The organism is Burkholderia sp. IT-111MI5, assembly GCF_949752865.1.
GTDB lineage: Bacteria > Pseudomonadota > Gammaproteobacteria > Burkholderiales > Burkholderiaceae > Burkholderia > Burkholderia pyrrocinia_C.
In genome coordinates, this window is record NZ_CATKIF010000073.1 from 144,708 (window position 1) to 166,821 (window position 22,114).

Genomic DNA, 22,114 nt, shown 5'->3' on the forward strand with positions numbered 1-22,114 from the left:
ACCTCGGTTCAAAAGTTATGGCGCATGCCGATCGTGACGGCGGTCTGGTTCCGGCTGGACGAGGCAGGCAGCACGAACAACTGCGCGACGGCGCCGGAATCGTCGACGTGCATGCTCACGACCTGCAGGTAGACATTCGTGCGCTTCGAGTAGTAGTAGTCGAGCGATGCGGACGGCACGATCCAGCGATGCGCGTCCAGCGTGTAGTACGTGACCGCCGCGCCGGCCGACGCCCCCGGCGAGATCCAGTACGTGGCACCGGCGTCGAACGCGCGCAGCGCGGCCGAGCGGCCGTCCTTGTGCAGATTCGACAGCGTGAACAGCGCGGCGACGGTCCACTTGTCGGCCTGGTACGCGGCGCCCGCGCCGTACACGTCGATGCGGTCGAACACCGCGTTGACGGGCGTGCCGGTCAGGTTGGTGCCGAGCACCGTGGTGCCGATCCCGAGGCCCGCCTGAAAATTCTCGACGGACGTCAACGCGCCGCCGGCCTGGAAGTTGCCGTTCTTGTAGGTGATGCCGATACTTTTCGCGCTGTTGCGGTTGAAATCGCCCGCTATGCCGCCGAACGAGAACATCGCGCCGGCGCGGAAGCCCGCGATCGTCGGCGTGCGGTACTGGATGCTGTTGTTCAGCCGCTCGCCGCCGAGGCGATCGAGATCGCCGAGATGGAACGAATAGAAGCCGCCGTTCCCGCTTGCCGCCGCCGTGTAGGGCACGAGATCGATCATGAAGTCGTACTGGCGTCCGACGCGCAGTTCGCCGAGACGCTCGCTGCTCAGGCCGACATACGCTTGCCGGCCGAACAGCAGGCCGCCTTGCCCGAGCCCGCCCGTCGCGAGGTTGTAGCCGTTCTCGAGCACGAAGTTCGCGCTCAGGCCCCCGCCGAGCGCTTCGGTGCCGCGGAATCCGATCCGGTTCGGACGGTCGCCGCCGCCGCCGACCATTGCGATCGCGCGCTTTCCGCCTTCGTTGCTGACATAGGCAATGCCGGTGTCGACGATGCCGTAGAGCGTTACGCTGCTCTGTCCGTGCGACGCCGTGCTTGAAATTAGTAATGCGAATGAAATGGCCGAAAGCCTGCGCTTCTTCATGGTCTCCTGCTCCGGTGGAAAATGGGCCGGCGTCACCCCGGCCGTGGCCGGGGTGCGCAGATCAGGCTTCGAGCGCTTCGAGCGTCTTGTTGCGGGTTTCGATGCCGAACCTCGCGATCGCGATGGCGGCGATCAGCGGCACGGCGGCGAACAGGAAGAACGCGGCCTGCAGGCGGCCCTGCTGGACGAGCGTCGCGAGCACGACCGGTGAAACGATCGACGCGATCTTCAGCCATGCGCTCGCGAGCCCGCAGCCCGCCGCGCGCACGCTCGTCGGATACAGCTCGGGCGTGTAGACGTAGGCCGTGATGAAGCCGCTTGCCATCAGGCCGAATGCCAGCGCGCAAAGGCCGGCGACGACATACACCGAACTGGCGTGGAAGATGCCCGCCAATGCGAGGCAGAGCGCGCACAGCGTCAGCGACACGGCGATCACTGGCTTGCGTCCGACGCGGTCGACGATCAGCGCGCAAACGAGCGAGCCGACGATGCCGAGCACGGATGCGCCAAGCGCAAGGTTCAACGACTGCTGGAACGGCACGTGATACACCTGCCGGTAGATCGTCGGCAGCCACGTGGAGAGGCCATATTGCAGGAACCCGCAGGTGATCCACAGGAACCAGACCGACACCGACCGCCGCCGGTACGCGCGGCTCACCACGATCGACAGCTTCGATCGCGACGGTGCGACCGGCGCAGGCGGAACGCCGTCGCTCGCGGCCGCGATGCCGCGAACCGGCGCGAGTGCGGTGCGCGCACGCGCCTCGAAGCGCGCGACGGCGAGGTCGGCGTCTTTCAGTCGCCCCTTGCTGGCGAGCCAGCGCGGTGATTCGGGCACGTAGCGCCGCAGCAGCACGCAGAGAAAGAGCGGAACGGTGCCGAGCCAGTACATGACCTGCCATCCGTAGCGCGGCACGAGCCAGGATCCGAGCGCGCTTGCGGCGAGCAGCCCGACCGGGAAGATCAGTTCATACAGCAGCACGAAGCGACCGCGGTTCCGCGCTGTCGTGACCTCGTTGATATAGGCGGCGGCAATCGGCACTTCGCCGCCGAGGCCGATGCCTTGCAGTACCCGCAGCAGCACGAGCGTTTCATACGAACGGGCGAACACGAACGCGAGCGTGGTCGCGCCGATCAGCGCCGAACTCCAGGCGACTGCGTTTACGCGGCCGTACCGTTCGGCGAGCGACGGAAACAGAAACGCGCCGATCAGCGCGCCGACGGCGCCGGCCGACAGCAGCAGGCCGACCTGTTCCGTGCGCAGCGACCACTGTGCGATCAGCAGCGGCAGCGCGCTCGCGATCGCAATCGAGTCGAAGCCGTCGAAGAACGTGGCGAGACCCATCAGCACCCGCACGCGGGCATGCATGCCGTTCGGCGGCATCCGTTCGATGCGAGCCGCAATTGTATTCAGGGCGGGCGGTGCCGGCTCGTCGGCGATGGCCGCGGCGGTGTCGTGACAGGTCGACGCCGTATTCATGGCGCGGGCTCCTTTGGTCGATGTGGTGCGCCAGTCTAGGAAGGCAAAAAAGATCCCGGAATTAACATTTTTCTAAGGGCCGGATACTTTTGGTTAAGGCCGAGGACGGCATTTTTGTCATGTGATCATTGGCGAATCGACCATTGCCTCACTCGGGTTTGCCCGAATATCAGGGTGAGCGGAAACCATTTGGAACCGGGGGCGTTTCCGATGAAAGTGCATCAGCTTCGCGTGCTCGTCGCCTGTGCGGAAGCGGGCAGTCTGCGGGGGGCCGCCGATCGGCTGTCGCTCACCCATCCGGCCGTCACGAAGACGATTCGCGAACTGGAAGAAGAGGTCAGGGCGCCGCTGCTCGTGCGCAGCGCGAAAGGCATCGAGTTGACGCGCTACGGACAGGCGCTTTGCAAGCGGGCGCGCCAGATTCTCGAGGATCTGCGTCGGGCGGCCGACGAGATCAGTCAGTTGCAGGGCGGCCTGACCGGCAAGGTGTCGATCGGCGTGTCGGGCAGCATGGCGCTGACGGCGATTCCGGCGGCGCTCCAGCAGTTCCGCGACACGATGCCGGGCGTCGACATCGAGATATCCGAACTCCCGGTCGAGTACCTGACGGCCAGCCTGCTGGACGGCTCGCTCGATTTCCTGGTCACGCACGCGCGCGTCGACGCACGGCTCGACTGCGAGCAAACCATTCTGTGTGGCGGGCATCTCGTCGTCGCCGTACGCAAGAACCATCCGGCGACGCGGGCCGGCGTGACGTCGCTGGCCGACCTGACCGCGTTCGAGTGGCTGTTTCCGAAAATGATCGTCGACCGGCACGAATTCGACGCGCTGTTCGCCCGCATCGGGATCGCGGCGCCGCGCCGGGTCGTTTCCTGCCAGTCGTCGATGGCGTCCCTGGCGCTCGTGACGGATACGGACATCGTCGCTCTTTTCTCCGTGCCGTTCGTCCGGCACCCGGCTGTACGCGACCGCGTGGCCACGTTCGCGTTCGACGACGTGCTACCGGAAGTCGCGCCGAGCATCGTCACGCGCCGGGATGTGCAGCTCACGCCGGCGGCACGGCATTGTCGCGACATTATCCGGGGCGTGGTGGAAGCGCTGCCCTGGAGCGCGACCGCACGCTGACGAGCCCCGGGGCGACGAGGCTCGCGCGCGAACGGTAGGGCCCGCGGGCCCGAGCGTGGCCGTCAGTCGGCCGTGTCCTCGACGGGGTCGGCCGCCGCATCCGGCGCTGCGCCGGCTTCCACCGCTTCGCCGCCGCGCTCGCGATACGTCGCCGGCGGCACGCCGAACTGCTTGCGGAATTCGCGCCCGAGGTGCGACGCATCGGCGAACCCGCAGCTCGACGCGATATCGGCGACCGTCCGGTCCGAACTCGTCAGCAGCCACGCGGCCGTGCGCAGCCGCACCTGCTTCGCGAACACCTGCGGGCTCTTGCCCGTCTCGGCCTTGAACAACCGCTCGAGCTGTCGTGTCGACAGGTCGAGCTTGCACGCCAGTTCATCGAGCGGCAGCGTGCGCCCGACATGCTGTTCCATCAGGAGAATCGCGCGCTTGACCTTCGGATGCGTCGCGGGTTCGAGCCCCGGCGGGTGCGGCTGCGGCGCGTTGCCCTTCTGCATCTCGCCGACGAGCAGGATGCGCAGCGCCTTCTGCACGGTCGCGTGGTCGAAATGGCGCAGCAGGATCGCGGCGGCGACGTCGATCGACGCGCGGCCGCCCGAGCAGGTGATCCGGCGCCGGTCGATCACGAACAGCCGGTCGGCGATCAGCAGGTCGGGATCGGCGGACGGGAAGCGTTCGATGAAATCCCAGTAGTGGAACCAGCTCACGCAGGTGCGGTAGCCGTCGAGCACGCCGGCGCGCATCAGCGTGAACACGCCGGTGCAGATCCCGACGACCGTCGCGCCGCCGGCCGCCGCGCGGCGGACGAAGTCGAGCGTTTCGGGGCCGGCTTGCGGCCCCGAATGCAGCAGCCCGCCGACCACGACCACATAGTCGAACGGTTCGGACGCGTCGAACGTCTCCCACGGCGTGATCTGGATCCCGCAACTCGCGCGCACCGGCGCGAGGGTCTCGCCGATCACGCTCCACGCGCAGCGCACGGGCTTGCTGTAGTCGCCGTCGTCGGCCGACAGCCGCAGCATGTCGACGAAGCCCGAGAAGGCCGTCAGCGTGAAGTTCGGCAGCAGCACGATGCCGAAGCGGATGCGCCGCGGCGCGGGTTCTGCGAGGGGGGAAGCGGGTACGTCGGGTGTCATCGCGGCCAATCTCGTCACGCCGGGCAGGCGGTCTCACTCGTTTCACTCTGGTTGCGGGTACGGCTGCCGGGGCGGCGCGGATGGTGCCAGCGTCGCCGATCGGCTTCGGCCGGACTTGTGGTTTTCCGTCGCGAACCATCGCCAAACCGTACTTTTGCACCGGCCGGCGCGGCGCTTGGCGGCGGTATCCCACGCCGATGCCGTTTTTGTTCTATCGGCCAATTTTACGCTTTGATGTACTGGTGCCCAACGTCATTCCACGCATGTCATCCAGAGGAAGCCAGATGAACGTCAGCGCGTTCGACCTGTTCAAGATCGGCATCGGCCCGTCCAGTTCGCATACGGTCGGCCCGATGATCGCCGCGTGCCGCTTCGCGTCGCACGTGGAGGACGCGAACCTGCTCGGCTTCGTGCGCCGCGTGCGGGTCGAGCTGTATGGCTCGCTGGGCGCGACCGGCAAGGGCCACGGCACCGACAAGGCCGTGCTGCTCGGCCTCGAGGGCCACCTGCCCGACACGATCGATCCGGACCTGATCGAGCCGCGGCTCGCCGCGATCCGCGCGGAGAAGTCGCTGTCGCTGCTCGGCAAGCAGACGGTCCGCTTCGAGGAAAAGGAGCACATCGGCTTCTTTCGCAAGCTGATGAGCGGCACGAGCATCGTGCACCCGAACGGGATGCGCTTCCAGGCATTCGACGAACACGGCCAGTTGCTGGTCGAGAAAGAGTATTACTCGGTCGGCGGCGGCTTCGTCGTGAACCGCGACGGCGATCGCGTGAACGGCGTGCGCGCGGCGGTCGAGGTGCCCTATCCGTTCCGCACCGGCGACGACCTGATGCGCCAGTGCCGCGAACACGGGCTGTCGATCGCCGAGCTGATGCTGCGCAACGAAAGCGCGCTGCGCCCCGCCGACGAAGTGCGCGCCGGGCTGCTCGCGATCTGGCGCACGATGGCCGCATGCGTCGAGCGCGGCTGCAAGGTCGAAGGCGAGCTGCCGGGCCCGATGCGCGTGAAGCGCCGCGCGGCCGAGATGAACGGCAACCTGCGCGCGCGTTCGGAAGAGTCGCTGCGCGACCCGCTGTCGATGCTCGACTGGGTCAACCTGTACGCGATGGCCGTCAACGAGGAAAACGCGGCGGGCGGGCGCGTCGTCACCGCGCCGACCAACGGCGCGGCCGGCGTGATTCCCGCGGTGCTGCACTACTACGTGAAGTTCGTGCCGGGCTCGAACGAAGCCGGCATCGTCGAATTCCTGCTGACGGCCGCGGCGATCGGGATCATCTACAAGGAAACCGCGTCGATCTCCGGCGCGGAAGTCGGTTGCCAGGGCGAAGTGGGCGTCGCGTGCTCGATGGCCGCGGCCGCGCTCGCCGCCGTGATGGGCGGCACGCCCGACCAGGTCGAGAACGCCGCCGAGATCGGCATGGAGCACAACCTCGGCATGACCTGCGATCCGGTCGGCGGGCTCGTGCAGATCCCGTGCATCGAGCGCAACGCGATGGGCGCGATCAAGGCGCTGAATGCGTCGCGCATGGCGCTCAAGGGCAACGGCCAGCACTACGTGTCGCTCGACTCCGTGATCAAGACGATGCGCGAGACGGGTGCCGACATGAAGACGAAATACAAGGAAACGTCGCGCGGCGGTCTCGCCGTGAACGTCATCGAATGCTAACGAAGGGTCAATCATCATGAGCCGCTACTCGATATTCAGCCTGTTCCGCAACGGCCTCTCGTATCACGAGAACTGGGAAAAGCAGTGGAAGAGCCCGGAACCGAAGAAGGAATACGACGTCGTGATCGTCGGCGGCGGCGGCCACGGCCTCGCGACCGCGTACTACCTCGCGAAGGAACACGGGATCACGAACGTCGCGATCCTCGAGAAGGGCTGGATCGGCGGCGGCAACACCGCGCGCAACACGACGATCGTGCGCTCGAACTATCTGTGGGACGAATCGGCCGCGCTGTACGAGAAGGCGATGAAGCTGTGGGAAGGGTTGTCGCAGGACCTGAACTACAACGTGATGTTCAGCCAGCGCGGCGTGATGAACCTCGCGCACACGCTGCAGGACGTGCGCGACACCGAGCGCCGCGTCAACGCGAACCGGCTGAACGGCGTCGATGCCGAATTCCTGACGCCCGCGCAGATCAAGGAAATCGAGCCGACGATCAACCTGAACAGCCGCTACCCGGTGCTCGGCGCATCGATCCAGCGCCGTGCGGGCGTTGCACGCCACGACGCGGTGGCCTGGGGCTTCGCGCGCGGCGCGGACCGCGCCGGCGTCGACATCATCCAGAACTGCCAGGTGACGGGCATTCGCCGCGAAGGCGGCGCGGTGGTCGGCGTCGATACGGTGAAGGGCTTCATCAAGGCGAAGAAGGTCGCGGTGGTGGCGGCCGGCAACACGACGACGCTCGCCGACATGGCCGGCGTGCGCCTGCCGATCGAAAGCCACCCGCTGCAGGCGCTGGTGTCCGAGCCGATCAAGCCGGTCGTCAACTCGGTGATCATGTCGAATGCGGTGCACGCGTATATCAGCCAGTCCGACAAGGGCGACCTCGTGATCGGCGCGGGCATCGACCAGTACACGGGCTTCGGCCAGCGCGGCAGCTTCCACATCATCGAAAGCACGCTGCAGGCGATCATCGAGATGTTCCCGGTGTTCTCGCGCGTGCGGATGAACCGCCAGTGGGGCGGCATCGTCGACGTGTCGCCGGACGCGTGCCCGATCATCACCAAGACCGACGTGAAGGGCCTTTATTTCAACTGCGGCTGGGGCACCGGCGGCTTCAAGGCGACGCCCGGCTCGGGCTGGGTGTTCGCGCACACGATCGCGCGCGACGAACCGCATCCGCTGAACGCGCCGTTCGCACTCGACCGCTTCTACACGGGCCACCTGATCGACGAGCACGGCGCTGCCGCCGTCGCGCACTAACCCCACCATTGGAGAAAGAAACATGTTGCTGATCGAATGTCCGTGGTGCGGGCCGCGCGCCGAATCCGAATTCTCGTGCGGCGGCGAAGCCGACATCGTGCGCCCCGTCAACAACGAGAACATGACCGACCGCGAATGGGGCGAGTACGTGTTCATGCGCGAGAACAAGCGCGGGCTGCACAAGGAGCAATGGCTGCACACGCAGGGCTGCCGCCGCTGGTTCAAGGCCACGCGCGACACGGTGACCTACGATATCAAGGGATACGAAACGTTCGGCGGGGCTGCCATCAGCGGCGCGGCCGCCGGCAACGCACACGAAGAGGGCACGAGCAAATGAGCCAGAAAGACCGTCTCGGCACCGGTGGCCGCATCAATCGCGCGATTCCGTTGACGTTTACGTTCAACGGCCGCACGTACCAGGGCTTCCAGGGCGACACGCTCGCGTCCGCGCTGCTCGCGAACGGCGTGCACTTCGTCGCGCGCAGCTTCAAGTACCACCGTCCGCGCGGGATCGTGACCGCGGACGTCGCGGAACCGAATGCCGTCGTGCAGCTCGAATCGGGCCCGTACACAGTGCCGAACGCGCGCGCGACCGAAATCGAGTTGTACCAGGGGCTCGTCGCGACCAGCGTGAACGCGGAGCCGACGCTCGAGAACGACAAGTACGCGATCAACCAGAAGCTCTCGCGCTTCCTGCCGGCCGGCTTCTACTACAAGACCTTCATGTGGCCGCGCAAGATGTGGCCGAAGTATGAAGAGAAGATCCGCGAGGCGGCCGGCCTCGGCAAGGCGCCCGAGGCGCTCGACGCCGATCGCTACGACAAGTGCTACGCGCACTGCGACGTGCTCGTCGTCGGCGGCGGCCCGTCGGGCCTCGCGGCCGCGCATGCGGCGGCCGTGGCCGGCGCGCGCGTGATCCTCGTCGACGACCAGCGCGAGCTCGGCGGCAGCCTGCTGTCGTGCCGCGCCGAGATCGACGCGAAGCCCGCGCTGCAATGGGTCGAGAAGATCGAGGCCGAACTGCGCAAGCTGCCCGACGTGACGATCCTGTCGCGCAGCACCGCGTTCGGCTACCAGGACCACAACCTCGTGACGGTCACGCAGCGCCTGACCGATCACCTGCCGGTGTCGATGCGCAACGGCACGCGCGAGCTGCTGTGGAAGGTCCGCGCGAAGCGCGTGATCCTCGCGACCGGCGCGCACGAGCGTCCGATCGTGTTCGGCAACAACGACCTGCCGGGCGTGATGCTCGCGTCGGCCGTGTCCACCTACGTGCATCGCTTCGGCGTGCTGCCGGGCCGCAACGTGGTCGTGTTCACGAACAACGACCGCGCGTACCAGACCGCGCTCGACCTGAAGGCGTGCGGCGCGAAGGTGACGGTCGTCGATTCGCGCGCGTCGTCGAACGGCGCGCTGCCGGCCGCTGCGAAGCGGCAGGGCGTGACGGTGATGAGCGGCGCGGTCGTGACCGCGGCATCGGGCAAGTGGCGCGTATCGTCGGTCGACGTCGCGTCCAGCACGAACGGCCAGGTGGGCGGCAAGCTGCAGACGCTGCCGTGCGACCTCGTCGCGATGTCGGGCGGCTTCAGCCCCGTGCTGCACCTGTTCGCGCAGTCGGGCGGCAAGGCCTGCTGGAACGACGAGAAGGCCTGCTTCCTGCCGGGCAAGCCGGTGCAGGCAGAGGCCAGCATCGGTGCGGCGGCGGGCGAATTCGGCCTGGCGCGCGCGCTGCGGCTCGCGGTCGATGTGGGCGCGGAAGCGGCGAAGGCAGCGGGCTTCACGGCCGCGCAGCGTCCTGCCGCACCGCAGGTTGCCGAAACCGTCGAAGGCGCACTGCAGCCGCTGTGGCTGGTCGGCAGCCGCGAGGCCGCGACGCGCGGGCCGAAGCAGTTCGTCGATTTCCAGAACGACGTGTCGGCCGCCGACATCCTGCTCGCCGCGCGCGAAGGCTTCGAGTCGGTCGAGCACGTGAAGCGCTATACGGCGATGGGCTTCGGCACCGACCAGGGCAAGCTCGGCAACATCAACGGGATGGCGATCCTCGCGCAGGCGCTCGGCAAGTCGATTCCGGAAACGGGCACGACGACGTTCCGCCCGAACTACACGCCCGTGTCGTTCGGCACGTTCGCGGGCCGCGAGACCGGCGATTTCCTCGACCCGATCCGCAAGACCTGCGTACATGAATGGCACGTCGAGCACGGCGCGCTGTTCGAGGACGTCGGCAACTGGAAACGGCCGTGGTATTTCCCGAAGAACGGCGAGGATCTGCACGCGGCCGTGAAGCGCGAATGCCTCGCGGTGCGCAACAGCGTCGGCATCCTCGACGCATCGACGCTCGGCAAGATCGACATCCAGGGCCTCGATGCAGTGAAGCTGCTGAACTGGATGTACACGAACCCGTGGAACAAGCTCGAAGTCGGCAAGTGCCGCTACGGGCTGATGCTCGACGAGAACGGGATGGTGTTCGACGACGGCGTGACGGTGCGCCTCGCCGACCAGCATTTCATGATGACGACCACGACGGGCGGCGCGGCGCGCGTGCTCACGTGGCTCGAACGCTGGCTGCAGACCGAATGGCCCGACATGAAGGTGCGGCTCTCGTCCGTCACGGATCACTGGGCGACGTTCGCGGTGGTCGGCCCGAAGAGCCGCAAGGTCGTGCAGAAGGTGTGCCAGGACATCGATTTCGGCAACGAAGCGTTCCCGTTCATGAGCTACCGCAACGGCACCGTCGCGGGCGCGAAGGCGCGCGTGATGCGGATCAGCTTCTCGGGCGAACTGGCCTATGAAGTGAACGTGCCGGCGAACGCGGGCCGCGCGGTGTGGGAAGCGCTGATGGCGGCCGGTGCCGAATTCGACATCACGCCGTACGGCACCGAGACGATGCACGTGCTGCGCGCGGAGAAGGGCTACATCATCGTCGGCCAGGATACCGACGGCTCGATCACGCCGTACGACCTCGGGATGGGCGGCGTCGTCGCGAAGTCGAAGGACTTCCTCGGCAAGCGTTCGCTCGCGCGCTCGGATACCAAGAAGGAAGGCCGCAAGCAGTTCGTCGGCCTGCTGACCGAGGACGAGCAGTTCGTGCTGCCGGAAGGCGCGCAGATCATCGAGAAGGACACGCAGGTGTCGGCGGTCGATCCGACGCCGATGATCGGACACGTGACGTCGAGCTACTACAGCCCGATCCTGAAGCGCTCGATCGCGCTTGCGGTGGTGAAGGGCGGCCTGAACAAGATGGGCGAGAGCGTCGTGATTCCGCTGGCCAACGGCAAGCGCATCACCGCGAAGATCTCGAGCCCGGTTTTCTACGATACCGAAGGGGTGCGCCAGCATGTGGAATGAAACGAGAAACCAGACGCAGGTGGCGGGCGCCGGCGGCGTGACGCTTGAATCGCCGTTCGTCGGCGCGGCCGACGTGCTGAAGACGCACCAGGCGCGCGCATCGAAGAAGTTCACGCTGCGCGAGCGGCCCTTCCTCGACCTCGTCAACGTGCGCGGCGAGTTGAGCGATCCGGCGTTCGTGAGCGCGTTCGAGCGCGTGGTCGGCTGCCGGCCGCCCGCGCGGCCGAACACGATCGCGCGCGGCGCCGAGTACGACGTGCTGTGGCTCGGCCCCGACGAGTGGCTTGTGCGCTCGAACGGGCCGGTGCAGGCCGGCGTGCTCGAGGCGAAGCTCGCGGAGGCCGTGCAGGGCACGTATTCGGCGGCCGTCGACGTCGGCAGCGGCTACACGGTGGTCGAGATCAGCGGCGAACGCGTGCGCGACGTGCTCGCGCGCGGCTGCCCGCTCGATCTCCATCCGCGTGCGTTCAAGCCGGGCCAGTGCGCGCAGTCGCATTACTTCAAGGCGTCGATCGTGCTGATCCCGACCGGCGACGATACGTTCGAGATCGTGCTGCGCCGCAGTTTCGCCGACTACTTCGTGCGCATCATGCTCGACGCGGCCGCGCCGCTCGCGTCATGAAGCCGTTCGACGAACCGTTCGTGGCGATCGACGCGCCGCGCCTGCGCGGGCGCGGCTGGAGCGTGTTCGTCGACGAACTGAAGGTGCCCGCGCGGATCGGCATTCATGCTCACGAGCATGAAGCGCCGCAGCCGATCGTGATCGATGCGCGGCTCGGGTATCGCTGCGAGCCGAGCGAGCAGGGCGAGTGGATCGATTACGACGGCTATTGCGCGCGTGTCGCGTCGTTTCTGTCGCACAAGCCGCATACGCGGCTGCTCGAGACGCTCGTCGCCGATATCGCGGTGCTGTCGTTCCGCGAATGGCCGGCGCTGGAGTCGCTGACGCTGTCGGTGTACAAGCCGAAGATCCGGCCGGGCACGAAACGCGTCGGCGTGTCGCTCGACTGGACGCGTGGGGATTATTTGCGGTGGACGGGGGCGGCGGGGCAGATTTGATGTCGACGACAGTGCCGTCGGGTCCGTTCGCCGAGATAGATAGTTCCTGAAATGTGAGAACAATCGGCATCCAGTGAATGTGGGTGCATTTGTTCCTGAAATATAGGAATAATTGGCGGCTTCAGGCTTGCACGGATATAATTCCGGTATTTTCGTAACAATGTCGACCGGCCTCACCGGCGGCTCTTTGTTCCTGGAATTCCGGAATTATGGCCCGTACCTTACCTCGCCCGATTGCGACACCCGACCCGCTGGCACTGGATCTGGTCGCGCTGGGTGCGCTCATCCGCAACCGGCGAGCGCAGAACCAGATGCGGATCGACGACGCGGCCGATATGCTCGGCGTCTCGAAGGACGTGCTGTCGCGGCTGGAAAACGGTCGCGCAGTGAGCCTCGATAAATTGTTCAAGGTACTCGACGGCCTGGGTCTCAATTTGCTCGTCGTGCCGAAACGCGAAGTGCCTGTGGCACGCAAGGCGTTACACGAACATATGGCATCACAAGCCAATCCGGCGGGGTCGCAGGAGGTGGCTTGATGGCCCATCGCCTGAGCATTTCGACCAACGGCTCGCCTGTCGGCCGGCTGACCTACGATGCCCGTCAGGATGATTACGGATTTTCGTACGATCCGACGTGGCAGGCGCGCGCCGACGCATTCGCATTGTCGCCGTGCATTCCTCTCGATGGCGGTCCACCTCCTGCCGGTGCGGTCCAGCGCTTCATCGGCAACCTGTTGCCCGAGGGCCGCGCACTCGAAGTCGCCGCGGCGATGTATCAGATCTCGAAGGACAATGTTTTCGGTTTGATCCGCATGCTCGGGAAAGAGCCTGTCGGCGCGTTGAGCTTTTTCCCCGACGACAATGCCGATGCGCAGGCGCCGGAGGCCCACGAATCGGTGCGGCGCGTGATATCCGCGGAGGAGTTGACCGACCGCATTCGCAAGCGCGACGCGATTCCATTTCCCGTCTGGGACGATCAGGTCCGTCTGTCGATTGCCGGTCATCAGGACAAACTGCAGGTACTGGTCGAGGGCGAGCAATTCGCGCTCGTCGAGGGGCGGCTCAGCAGCACGCATATCCTGAAGCCGGAGTCCCGCAACCCGCATGCCCCGTTCATGGTCGCGAACGAGCATTTCTGCATGACGCTGGCCGCCCGAATGGGGCTGCCGGTGGCCCATGTCGAGATGCGGCGTATTCCGGAACCGATTCTGCTCATCGAACGATTCGACCGGATCGTGACGACCGAACCGGACGATCCGCAGCGCGTCCGCGCGGTGCGGCGTCTCCATATCATTGACGGATGCCAGGCGCTGGATTTGCCTGCGACGCTCAAATACGAACGCAACCTCGGCAACAACGCGGACGTACGTAATATTCGCGAGGGCGTGAGCTTCGAGAAGCTGTTTTCCTTGACACCGTTCCTCGAGACGCCGGCGGCCGCTCGTACGGCGATGCTGCGCTGGGCGCTGCTGCAATTGCTGATCGGCAACAGCGACGCGCACGGCAAGAATATTTCGTTCTTCGTCAGCGGCGGTGGGCTCGATCCGGCGCCGCTATACGACCTCGTTTGCGTCAACGTGTACGGTGACGCGTATGTCCAGGATATGGCGATGGCTTACGGGGATGTGTTCCGAATGGAGGAACTGACCGCTTTTGCCTTGGCGGATTTTGCGCATCGCGCGCAAATCCGGCCGTCGTTCGTCGCACGTGAAATGACAAAAATGGCGACGCTGGCGAGGAAACTGGCTCCCGAGTTGGCAGAGTCCGGGGTGTATGCGGGCGAAGAGCGTGCCTGGGTGCGAAATATTTCGGAGTACGTGTGTGCTCAGGCCGACCGTACGCTGCGTATTGCCCCAATGATATCCAAGGTAAACGTCGATCTTCTCTGATATCGGACGGTTGGCAGGCGACGCTGCGACACCCGATTCAGCATGTCGCAGCGATTGCCCTATACGGATGCGTTACGCCGCAGCCGCGCCGCTCAACGCCGGATAATCCACATACCCGCGCGCATCGCCGCCGAAGAACGTGTCGCGCTGCGCGTCGTTCATCGGTGCGCCCGTCTTCAGCCGCGTCACGAAATCCGGATTCGCGAGCACCATCTGGCCGTACGCTTCGAGATCGGCGAGGCCCGCGGTGACATCCGTGCCGATCGCGTCGCGCGTGCGGCCCGGCCGGTTCACGATCAGCGTGCCGCTCCAGCGCTTGCGCAAGTCAGCGAGCAGCGGCTCGTCGCCCTGATGCATCACGTGCAGGTACGCAAGGCCGAGCCGGTCGAACTGCGTCGCCAGGTGGCGGTACAGGTCCGGCCCTTCCGCGCCTTCGTCGATCCCCCACAGCGTGGTGCCGGGCGACAGGCGGATCGCCGTGCGGTCCGCGCCGATCTCGTCGGCGATCGCCTCGGCGACCTCGATCGCGAAGCGCGCGCGATTCTCGATCGAGCCGCCGTACGCGTCGCTGCGCGTGTTGGCGTTCGGCGCGAAGAACTGCTGGACCAGATACCCGTTCGCACCATGGATCTCGACGCCGTCGGCGCCGGCCTCGATCGCGCGGCGTGCGGCGAAGCGGAAGTCGTTCACCGTGTCGCGCACCTCGTCCGTCGTCAGCGCGCGCGGCGCGGGAATCTCCTGCATCCCCTTCATCGTGAACATCGGCACGCCCGGCGCGATCGCCGACGGCGCGACGCCCTGGCGATGATGCGGCGTATTGTCGGGGTGAGACATGCGCCCCACGTGCATCAACTGGATGAACAGGCGGCCGCCGCGCGCATGCACGCGGTCGCTGATCGCCTTCCAGCCGGCGACGTGCGCATCGGTGTAGATGCCGGGCGTCGTCAGGTAGCCCTGACCGTCGTCCGACGGTTGCGTCCCTTCGCTGACGATCAGGCCGAGGCCCGCGCGCTGCGCATAGTATTCGGCGGCCAGTTCGCCGGGCGTGCCGTCGAACGCGGCGCGGCTGCGCGTCATCGGTGCCATGACCAGGCGGTTCTGCAGCGTGTAGCGGCCGACACGGGCCGGGGTGAACAGTGCGTCCATGATGCGTGACTCCTCGAAGTTCGGGATCCGGGATCGGGGCGATCCCGCATCGGGCGGCGGCCGCGCACGTTGCGCCGACCTCGCCTCCACGTGTGCATCATCCATTGCTTCTTTTTCGAGATAAATATGGTAATTTGGATAACATTGATCCATTCATGGAGCAGTGGGCGTGGAACTGCTGAACGACATGGCGCTGTTCGTGGAGGTCGTTAAGGCGAAGGGCTTTCGCAGTGCGGCCGACGCGCTGGGGATGCCGAATTCGACGCTGTCGCGGCGGATCGGCGCGCTGGAAAAGGCGATCGGCTTGCGGCTGCTGCATCGCACGACGCGCCGGATCGAGCTGACGGAGGCCGGGCAGCTGTATTTCGAGCGCTGCAAGCGCATCGTCGACGAGGCGCGGCTCGCGCACGAGCAGCTCGGCGAGCTGCTGGCCGAACCGTCCGGCGTGCTGCGCGCGTCGTTTCCGGTCGATTTCGCGGTGATCTACCTGACGCCGCTGATCGTCGAATTCGCGAGCCGTCATCCGAAGCTGACGTTCGATTTCGAGCTGACGTCACGGCGCGTCGATCTGGTGAGCGAGCCGTTCGACGTCGCGATCCGCATCGGCGAATCGGCGGATTCGCAGCTCGTCGCGCGGCGGCTCACTACGTTCCGCAATCACCTGTATGCGTCGCCGCGCTATCTGGAGCGCTCGGGCGAGCCGCGCGAGCCGGACGACCTGACGCGGCATCAGTGCCTGAGCGTGCTGCACGTCGATGTGTGGACGCTGCATGACGGCGTGCGGGAGGTCGAGGTGCCGGTGGGCGGGCGGTTCGTCGTGAACAGCGTCGGCATGAACCGGCAACTGGCCGTGCATGACGCGGGGATCATCCGGATGCCGGAGGAGATCGTGGCCGACGACGTCGCCGCAGGAAGGTTGCGTCGCGTGCTGCCCGGATGGGAGGGCACGCCGGTGCCGGTCTATGCGATGACGGAAACGCGTTTGCTGCCCGCGAAGACGCAGATTTTCATCGAGTTTCTGCGCGAGCATTTCGCGCACAAATGACGGGTTGTGCCGCGCGGATTGCGTTTATTTGGCGTTGCGGTTCGCGGCCGCGGGCGACATCGACGATTCGCTGACCGGCACCATCCGTGCCTTCGTGTCGTTCGCGGCTTTCGCATCGTCGTCGGGTTCGAGCACAAAGCGGAACGAATCGACCCGCTGCATCACCTTTGCCGCATATGCATTCGAACCGCCGTAGTTCTTCAGCCCGGCCTGCACGTTGCCGCCGGCCGCTCTCACGTAGCCCGACAGGATCGCGGACCCGACCTCGACATTCGCGTTCGGCTCGGTCAGATCCTTCACGTTGCGCAGCAGGCCGCGGTGCGCGGCCGGCACGACCTGCATCAGCCCCGTCGCGCCATGCTGGCCGCGCGCCTTTTCCTGGAAGCGCGATTCGATCGAAATGATGGCGTAAACGAGTGCCGGCGGCAGCGAATATTTCGTCGCGGTCACGCTCACGATATCGGCGAGCTTCGCGGCCCGTTCCTTCGCGACGCCGAATTTCTTCGACAGGTAGGCCGTGATGCGGCGGTTTGCTTCGTTCGGCTGATCGTTGGCGTTGGCGAGCGGCGCGGATGCGACGGACGGTGCCGATGCGGCCGCTTCGGGCGCGGACGCAGGCAGCGCGGGCGCTTGCTGCGCCGACGCCTGTTGCGCGATGCCGAGCGAAAGCACGATCAGACAGAGAAACCGTCGCATGGTGGAGTGCTGGGAATTGGGAGGCGCATAGTATATCGGCCAATCGCGGCCGGTGGTCGAGCGCCGGCTCGAATGAAAGCGCCGTGTAGGCTTGTATCGGTTCGCGACGATCGATGGGCCGATCGTTGCACGGACACGCATTCGGAGTCCGGATGAACGTCGCCGCCGGTTCCGGGATCGTATCCTCATTTCCCCGTGCACGGGAAAGCGACGCGAGCCGCCTATGCGCGCCGCGCGGCCGCCACCCGCGCAATTGCGCCGATCGCATCGCTGACGAGCACCGCGAGCAGCCCGACGATCACGCCGCCCTGCAGCACGAACGCGGTGTTCGACGTCTGCAGGCCCGCGATGATCACGTCGCCGAGCCCGCGCGCGGCGACCGTCGAGCCGATCGTCGCGGTGCCGAGATTGATCACGACCGCGAGCCGGATGCCGTTGACGATCACCGGAAACGCGAGCGGCAGCTCGACCGACACCAGTTGCTGCCAGCCGCTCATTCCCATCCCGCGCGCGGCGTCGACGACGTCGCGCGGCACGTCTTCGAGCCCCGCGATCGTGCTTTCGAAAATCGGCAGGAGCCCGTACAGCACGAGCGCGATCAGCACGGGTTTCAATCCGAAACCGACGGCCGGCACCGCGAGCGCGAGCACCGCGACCGGCGGGAAGGTCTGGCCGATGTCGACGACGCTGCGCGCGACCGGCAGGAAATCCGCGCCGGCCGGCCGCGTGACCGCGATGCCGGCCGCGACCGCGACAATCGTGCCGATCAGGCTTGACAGCGCGACCGTGCCGAGATGCGCGAGCGTGAGATCGAGCAGGCTCGCGCGATCGTAGATGACCGGCGCGCCGTTGTCCGCGAACGGCGCGAACAGCCCCTGAAGCCATGCAGGGTGCAACAGCAGCACGAGCAGCAGCGCGAGTGCGGCCGTGCGGGCCGCATACGCGGGCAGTCGCCGGCGCAGCGCCGAATGCGTTGGCCGCACGCCGTGCGTTGTCATGCGGGCTTCCTCGCGTGCTCGCGGATCGCGTCGAGCGTGATGCGGCGCGTGTTGTGCGCGTTGCTGCCGCCGCCGTCATCTACCGGTAGCGCGTCCGCGCCGCGCCACAGCAGCTCGGACACCGCATCGCGCAGCGTGCGCGTCGCGGCGATCGGTTCGCCGTCGGCATGGCCGGGTTCGGCTACCGCGTCGATCGGCGTCAGCGCGAGCAGGCGCAGCGGCCGGTCGACGCCCGCGACGAGCTGCTCGACGACGCCGGCCGCCGGCTTGCCGAGAATCTCGGCGGGCGGCGCGACCTGCAGCAGCCGTCCGCCGTCCATTACCGCGATCGTGTCGCCGAGCTTCAGCGCTTCCTCGATATCGTGCGTGACGATCACGACCGTGACGCCGAGGCGGCGCTGCAGCGCGAACAGGTCGTCCTGCGCCTTGCCGCGAATGATCGGATCGAGCGCGCCGAACGGTTCGTCCATCAGCAGCATCCCGGGCTCGGCCGCGAGCGCGCGCGCGACGCCGACGCGCTGCTGCTGGCCGCCCGACAATTCGTGCGGCAGCTTGTCCGCGAATTCGGCCGGCGCGAGATGGAACAGGTCGAGCAGTTCGTTCACGCGCGCGTCGATGCGCGCCGGCGGCCAGCCGAGCAGGCGCGGCACGGTCGCGATATTGCGCGCGACGCTCCAGTGCGGAAACAGCCCGTGCCCCTGGATCGCATAGCCGATGCCGCGCCGAAGCTGCTCGGGCGCGACGGTGGCCGTATCGACGCCGTCGATGCGGATCGTGCCGCTGGTGGGCGCGATCAGCCGGTTGATCATGCGCAGCAGCGTCGACTTGCCGCTGCCCGATGCGCCGACGAGCGCGGTGATCGTGCCGCGCTTCATCGTCAGCGATACATCGTCGACGGCGACGACGTCGCCGAAGCGTTTGCCGACACGTTCTATCTCGATCATCCTGCACGCCCCTTCGCGAGCGACGTCGCGGCTTCGAACACGACGGCGGCCGCCAGTGCGAGCGCGATCGTCGGGATCGCGCCGAGCAGCACGAGATCGGCGGCCGATTGCCCGATCCCCTGGAAGATGAAGGTGCCGAACCCGCCGCCGCCGATCAGCGCGGCGACCGCGGTCAGGCCGATGTTCTGCACGAGCACGATGCGCACGCCGCTCAGGATCACCGGCAGCGCGAGCACGAGGTCGACGCGCAGCAGCCGCTGCGCGCGCGTCATGCCCATCGCGCGCGCCGCTTCGGTCACGTGCGGCGGCACTTGCTCGAGCCCGACCACGACGCTCGATGCGATCGGCAGCAGCGAATACAGGAACAGCGCGAGCACGGCCGGCGCGACGCCGATGCCGCGAATGCCGAGCGCGGCCGCGAGCGGCACGTGCGCGGCGAGCAGGCCGAGCGGCGCCATCATCAGCCCGTACATCGCGATGCTGGGAATCGTTTGCACGATATTGAGCACGGGCATCGCGACGGTGCGCACCGCCGCGATGCGCGCGCACGCGATGCCGAGCGGCACGCCGGCGACGAGCGCGGCCGCGACCGAGCCGCCCGCGAGCGACACGTGCCGGGTCGCTTCGCGCCAGAAATCGTCGCTGCGCACTGCGTATTCGCGCATCACGGAGAGGCCGTCCCACCAGCCGCTCGCGAGCGGCACCGAGATCGCCGCAATCGCGACGACGAGCGCGACGAGGCGCCGCCATGGGCCGAACGCGAGCCGCGCGAGCGCGTCGGCGACGAGCACGGCCCACGCGAACAGCAGCAGCCAGACACCGGCGGCGGGCGACACGCGCGCGAGCATGTCGTCGGGCGCGACGACGTGCGTCGCGGCCGCACCGACCGCATACGCGAGCGTCGCGAGCCACGTGCAGCCGGTCGCGAGCCGCCACGCGGGGCGGCTCGCCGTCATCGCCCACAGTGCGCCGGCGATCCACAGTGCAGCGAGCGCAGCGCCCTGCACGGCGGGCAGCGCGGCAAACACCGACAGCCCCGTGCCGGCCGCGATCCGGTTCGGCCGCAGCACCGCGAACGGCATGCCGAGCACCGCGACGATCGTCAGGACACCGATCAGGATGCCGACCTTGTCGGGTATCACGCGCCGCGCGGACGCCGCCGCGCGACCCGTCATTTAACGAAGCCCTTCGATTTCAGGTAGCTTTTCGCGACACCTGCCGCCGGCTCGCCGTTGATCTGGATGCGTGCGTTCAGCGACTGCAGCGTCTTCAGGTCGAGGCTCGCGAACACGGGCTTCAGGTAGTCGGCGATCTGCGGATGGGCTTTCAGCGCGGCTTCGCGGATTACGGGCGTCGGCGCATAGACCGGCTGCACGTGCTTGTCGTCGTCGAGCACCGCGAGGCCGCTCGATGCGATGCCGCCGTCGGTGCCGTAGACCATCGCGGCATTCACGCCGTCGGTCTGGTTCGCGGCGGCCTTGATCGTCGCGGCCGTATCGCCGCCGGACAGCACGACGAGCTGCTCGGGCTTCAGCTTGAAGCCGTACGCCTTCTCGAACGACGGCAGCGCGGACGCGCTGTTCACGAATTCGGCCGACGCCGCGAGCTTCAGCTTGCCGCCGCCCGCGATCCATTTGCCGAAATCGGAGAAGGTCTTCAGGTGCTGCGACTGAGCGACAGGCGCGAGCACGGCGACGCCCCACGTGTTGTTCGCGGGCGCCGGTGCGAGCCACACGAGATGGTTCGCCGCGTAGTCGAGCTTCTTCGCGGTGTCGTAGCCCTGGCTTGCGTTCTTCCACACCGGATCGTCGGCCTTGTTGAAGAAGAACGCGGCATTGCCGGTGTATTCGGGGTAGATGTCGATCTCGCCGCTCGTGAGCGCCTTGCGCACGATCGGCGTGGTGCCGAGCGCGATCTTTTCGGTGACCGGAATGCCGTGGGCCTTCAGCACCTGCGCGATCAGGTTGCCGAGCAGGTTGCCTTCGGTGTCGATCTTCGACGACACCACGACGGGCGTGTCGGCGTGCGCGCCGGGGGCGACGACCGCGGCGGCAAATGCGAGGCCCAGGATCCGGGCGGGCAGGGCGAGTTTCATCGGGGCCAATCTCCAGGACGGGGGCGTACGCCGAAAGTTACTTGACTGAGCCGGCTTTGGCAAACCGCGTACGGCGGCGTGCCCACAGCCCGTGTGGGGATAACCCGCATCCGTCATGCGGGCTTGATACACTGAAATCCGTTCCCGCCTGTGGACACTTGCTGACATGAAGCCCGAGCTGCTGGTCCTCATCGCATTGCGCGGCGACGCGCATCGCGAGATCGCCGCGTCGTTCGACGTGCGCTACGCCCCGACCGCCGAAGAACGCGAACGCGCGATCGCCGAACACGGCGGCACGATTCGCGCGGTGCTGACCAACGGCAGCACGGGTCTGGCCGCTGCCGACATCGATCGTCTTCCACAACTCACGTTCGTCAGCGCGCTCGGCGCCGGCTACGAGCATATCGACGTCGCGCATGCGAAGGCGCGTGGCATCACGGTCGTGACGGGCGCCGGCACCAACGACGATTGCGTCGCCGATCACGCGTTCGCGCTGCTGCTCGCGGCGGTGCGCGGCGTCGTGCGGCTCGATGCGAAAACCCGCGCGGGCGTATGGCGCGAGGGGCTGCCGATGCCGCCGAACGTGTCGGGCAAGAAGCTCGGCATCGTCGGGCTCGGCAAGATCGGCGAGAAGTGCGCACGCCGCGCGGCCGGCTTCGACATCGAGATCGGTTATCACAACCGTTCCGTGAAGGACGTTCCTTACCGCTATTTCGACCGGCTCGACGCGCTCGCGCAGTGGGCCGATTTCCTGATCGTCGCGACGCCGGGCGGCGCGGGCACGCGGCACATGATCGACCGCGCGGTGCTCGATGCGCTCGGCCCCGGCGGTTTTGTCGTCAACGTATCGCGCGGCAGCGTTGTCGATACCGCTGCTTTGGCAGACGCGCTGCGCGAAGGGCGCATCGCGGGCGCGGGGCTCGACGTGTATGAAGGGGAGCCGGAGCCGCCGCGCGCGCTGACGGATCTCGACAGCGTCGTGCTGACGCCGCACATGGGCGGCTGGTCGCCCGAGGCGCTCGATCGTTCGGTGCAGCAGTTTCTCGACAACGCCGCGCGGCATTTCTCGGGGCAGCCGGTGCTGACGCCCGTTTGAGTCGGGTTTTTCGCAGATAAAAACAGTGCGGACGGC

Annotated in this window: 20 protein-coding genes; 11 read left to right on the top strand and 9 right to left on the bottom strand. The window is 67.0% G+C overall.

Translation table 11 applies throughout. The annotated features are described in order from the left end of the window. Positions 1–8: 8 nt before the first annotated feature. Both ACM6JT_RS35100 and ACM6JT_RS35105 read right to left on the bottom strand, forming a co-directional pair. The gene (locus ACM6JT_RS35100; protein ID WP_414858193.1) at positions 9–1,094 is read right to left on the bottom strand and encodes a porin; all 1,086 of its coding nucleotides are present in this window, start codon (positions 1,092–1,094) and stop codon (positions 9–11) included. Positions 1,095–1,155: 61 nt separating this feature from the next. Then, on the bottom strand, positions 1,156–2,574 hold the full coding sequence (locus tag ACM6JT_RS35105; protein WP_414858194.1) for an MFS transporter: 1,419 nt from the start codon (positions 2,572–2,574) through the stop codon (positions 1,156–1,158). Between the two features lie 210 nt (positions 2,575–2,784). Here ACM6JT_RS35105 and ACM6JT_RS35110 point away from each other — a divergent pair, with 210 nt between their 5' ends. After that, entirely contained in the window at positions 2,785–3,699 is a 915-nt protein-coding gene (locus ACM6JT_RS35110; RefSeq protein ID WP_105390295.1) for a LysR substrate-binding domain-containing protein, read from the top strand. A 62-nt stretch (positions 3,700–3,761) separates the two neighbouring features. Here the strand turns inward: ACM6JT_RS35110 and ACM6JT_RS35115 are convergent, their stop codons facing one another. Beyond that, positions 3,762–4,835, bottom strand: coding sequence for a GlxA family transcriptional regulator (locus ACM6JT_RS35115; RefSeq protein WP_034180815.1), 1,074 nt, complete (start codon positions 4,833–4,835; stop codon positions 3,762–3,764). 284 nt (positions 4,836–5,119) lie between these two features. Between ACM6JT_RS35115 and ACM6JT_RS35120 the strand changes: the two genes are divergently transcribed. The 8 genes from ACM6JT_RS35120 to ACM6JT_RS35155 all read left to right on the top strand — a co-directional run bounded on the left by ACM6JT_RS35120 (position 5,120) and on the right by ACM6JT_RS35155 (position 14,058). After that, entirely contained in the window at positions 5,120–6,505 is a 1,386-nt protein-coding gene (locus tag ACM6JT_RS35120; protein WP_034180814.1) for an L-serine ammonia-lyase, read from the top strand. Positions 6,506–6,521: 16 nt separating this feature from the next. Next, on the top strand, positions 6,522–7,766 hold the full coding sequence (locus ACM6JT_RS35125; protein WP_034180813.1) for a sarcosine oxidase subunit beta family protein: 1,245 nt from the start codon (positions 6,522–6,524) through the stop codon (positions 7,764–7,766). Positions 7,767–7,788: 22 nt separating this feature from the next. Continuing rightward, positions 7,789–8,103, top strand: coding sequence for a sarcosine oxidase subunit delta (locus ACM6JT_RS35130; RefSeq protein ID WP_034180812.1), 315 nt, complete (start codon positions 7,789–7,791; stop codon positions 8,101–8,103). Then, on the top strand, positions 8,100–11,111 hold the full coding sequence (locus ACM6JT_RS35135; protein ID WP_414858195.1) for a sarcosine oxidase subunit alpha family protein: 3,012 nt from the start codon (positions 8,100–8,102) through the stop codon (positions 11,109–11,111). Before ACM6JT_RS35130 ends, ACM6JT_RS35135 begins: the two co-directional genes overlap by 4 nt. After that, positions 11,101–11,733, top strand: coding sequence for a sarcosine oxidase subunit gamma (locus ACM6JT_RS35140; protein WP_414858196.1), 633 nt, complete (start codon positions 11,101–11,103; stop codon positions 11,731–11,733). The genes ACM6JT_RS35135 and ACM6JT_RS35140 overlap by 11 nt, the downstream gene beginning before the upstream one ends. Further along, positions 11,730–12,170, top strand: coding sequence for a dihydroneopterin aldolase (locus tag ACM6JT_RS35145; RefSeq protein WP_034180809.1), 441 nt, complete (start codon positions 11,730–11,732; stop codon positions 12,168–12,170). Before ACM6JT_RS35140 ends, ACM6JT_RS35145 begins: the two co-directional genes overlap by 4 nt. A 209-nt stretch (positions 12,171–12,379) precedes the next feature. Next, on the top strand, positions 12,380–12,706 hold the full coding sequence (locus ACM6JT_RS35150) for a helix-turn-helix domain-containing protein (RefSeq protein WP_175750159.1): 327 nt from the start codon (positions 12,380–12,382) through the stop codon (positions 12,704–12,706). Continuing rightward, positions 12,706–14,058 (top strand): HipA domain-containing protein, encoded by a 1,353-nt coding sequence (locus ACM6JT_RS35155; RefSeq protein WP_414858197.1) that lies wholly within the window; start codon positions 12,706–12,708, stop codon positions 14,056–14,058. Before ACM6JT_RS35150 ends, ACM6JT_RS35155 begins: the two co-directional genes overlap by 1 nt. A 72-nt stretch (positions 14,059–14,130) precedes the next feature. Here the strand turns inward: ACM6JT_RS35155 and ACM6JT_RS35160 are convergent, their stop codons facing one another. Further along, positions 14,131–15,204 carry an alkene reductase gene (locus ACM6JT_RS35160; RefSeq protein ID WP_414858198.1) on the bottom strand — a complete coding sequence of 358 codons (1,074 nt, stop codon included), beginning with the start codon at positions 15,202–15,204 and terminating at the stop codon, positions 14,131–14,133. Positions 15,205–15,373: 169 nt separating this feature from the next. Here ACM6JT_RS35160 and ACM6JT_RS35165 point away from each other — a divergent pair, with 169 nt between their 5' ends. After that, positions 15,374–16,249, top strand: coding sequence for a LysR family transcriptional regulator (locus ACM6JT_RS35165; protein WP_414858199.1), 876 nt, complete (start codon positions 15,374–15,376; stop codon positions 16,247–16,249). 24 nt (positions 16,250–16,273) lie between these two features. Here the strand turns inward: ACM6JT_RS35165 and ACM6JT_RS35170 are convergent, their stop codons facing one another. The 5 genes from ACM6JT_RS35170 to ACM6JT_RS35190 form a co-directional block, all read right to left on the bottom strand. Beyond that, positions 16,274–16,945: a transglycosylase SLT domain-containing protein gene (locus ACM6JT_RS35170; RefSeq protein WP_414858200.1), complete on the bottom strand. Its 672-nt coding sequence runs from the start codon at positions 16,943–16,945 to the stop codon at positions 16,274–16,276. Positions 16,946–17,166: 221 nt separating this feature from the next. After that, the gene (locus tag ACM6JT_RS35175; RefSeq protein ID WP_414858201.1) at positions 17,167–17,943 is read right to left on the bottom strand and encodes an ABC transporter permease; all 777 of its coding nucleotides are present in this window, start codon (positions 17,941–17,943) and stop codon (positions 17,167–17,169) included. Then, positions 17,940–18,887 carry an ABC transporter ATP-binding protein gene (locus ACM6JT_RS35180; RefSeq protein WP_034180804.1) on the bottom strand — a complete coding sequence of 316 codons (948 nt, stop codon included), beginning with the start codon at positions 18,885–18,887 and terminating at the stop codon, positions 17,940–17,942. The genes ACM6JT_RS35175 and ACM6JT_RS35180 overlap by 4 nt, the downstream gene beginning before the upstream one ends. Then, positions 18,884–20,062: an ABC transporter permease subunit gene (locus ACM6JT_RS35185; protein ID WP_414858202.1), complete on the bottom strand. Its 1,179-nt coding sequence runs from the start codon at positions 20,060–20,062 to the stop codon at positions 18,884–18,886. The genes ACM6JT_RS35180 and ACM6JT_RS35185 overlap by 4 nt, the downstream gene beginning before the upstream one ends. Further along, positions 20,059–20,982, bottom strand: coding sequence for an ABC transporter substrate-binding protein (locus ACM6JT_RS35190; protein WP_034180802.1), 924 nt, complete (start codon positions 20,980–20,982; stop codon positions 20,059–20,061). The genes ACM6JT_RS35185 and ACM6JT_RS35190 overlap by 4 nt, the downstream gene beginning before the upstream one ends. A gap of 166 nt (positions 20,983–21,148) precedes the next feature. On the opposite strand from ACM6JT_RS35190, the gene ACM6JT_RS35195 reads away from it, so the two are divergent. Further along, the gene (locus tag ACM6JT_RS35195) at positions 21,149–22,078 is read left to right on the top strand and encodes a 2-hydroxyacid dehydrogenase (protein WP_414858203.1); all 930 of its coding nucleotides are present in this window, start codon (positions 21,149–21,151) and stop codon (positions 22,076–22,078) included. Positions 22,079–22,114 lie beyond the last annotated feature (36 nt).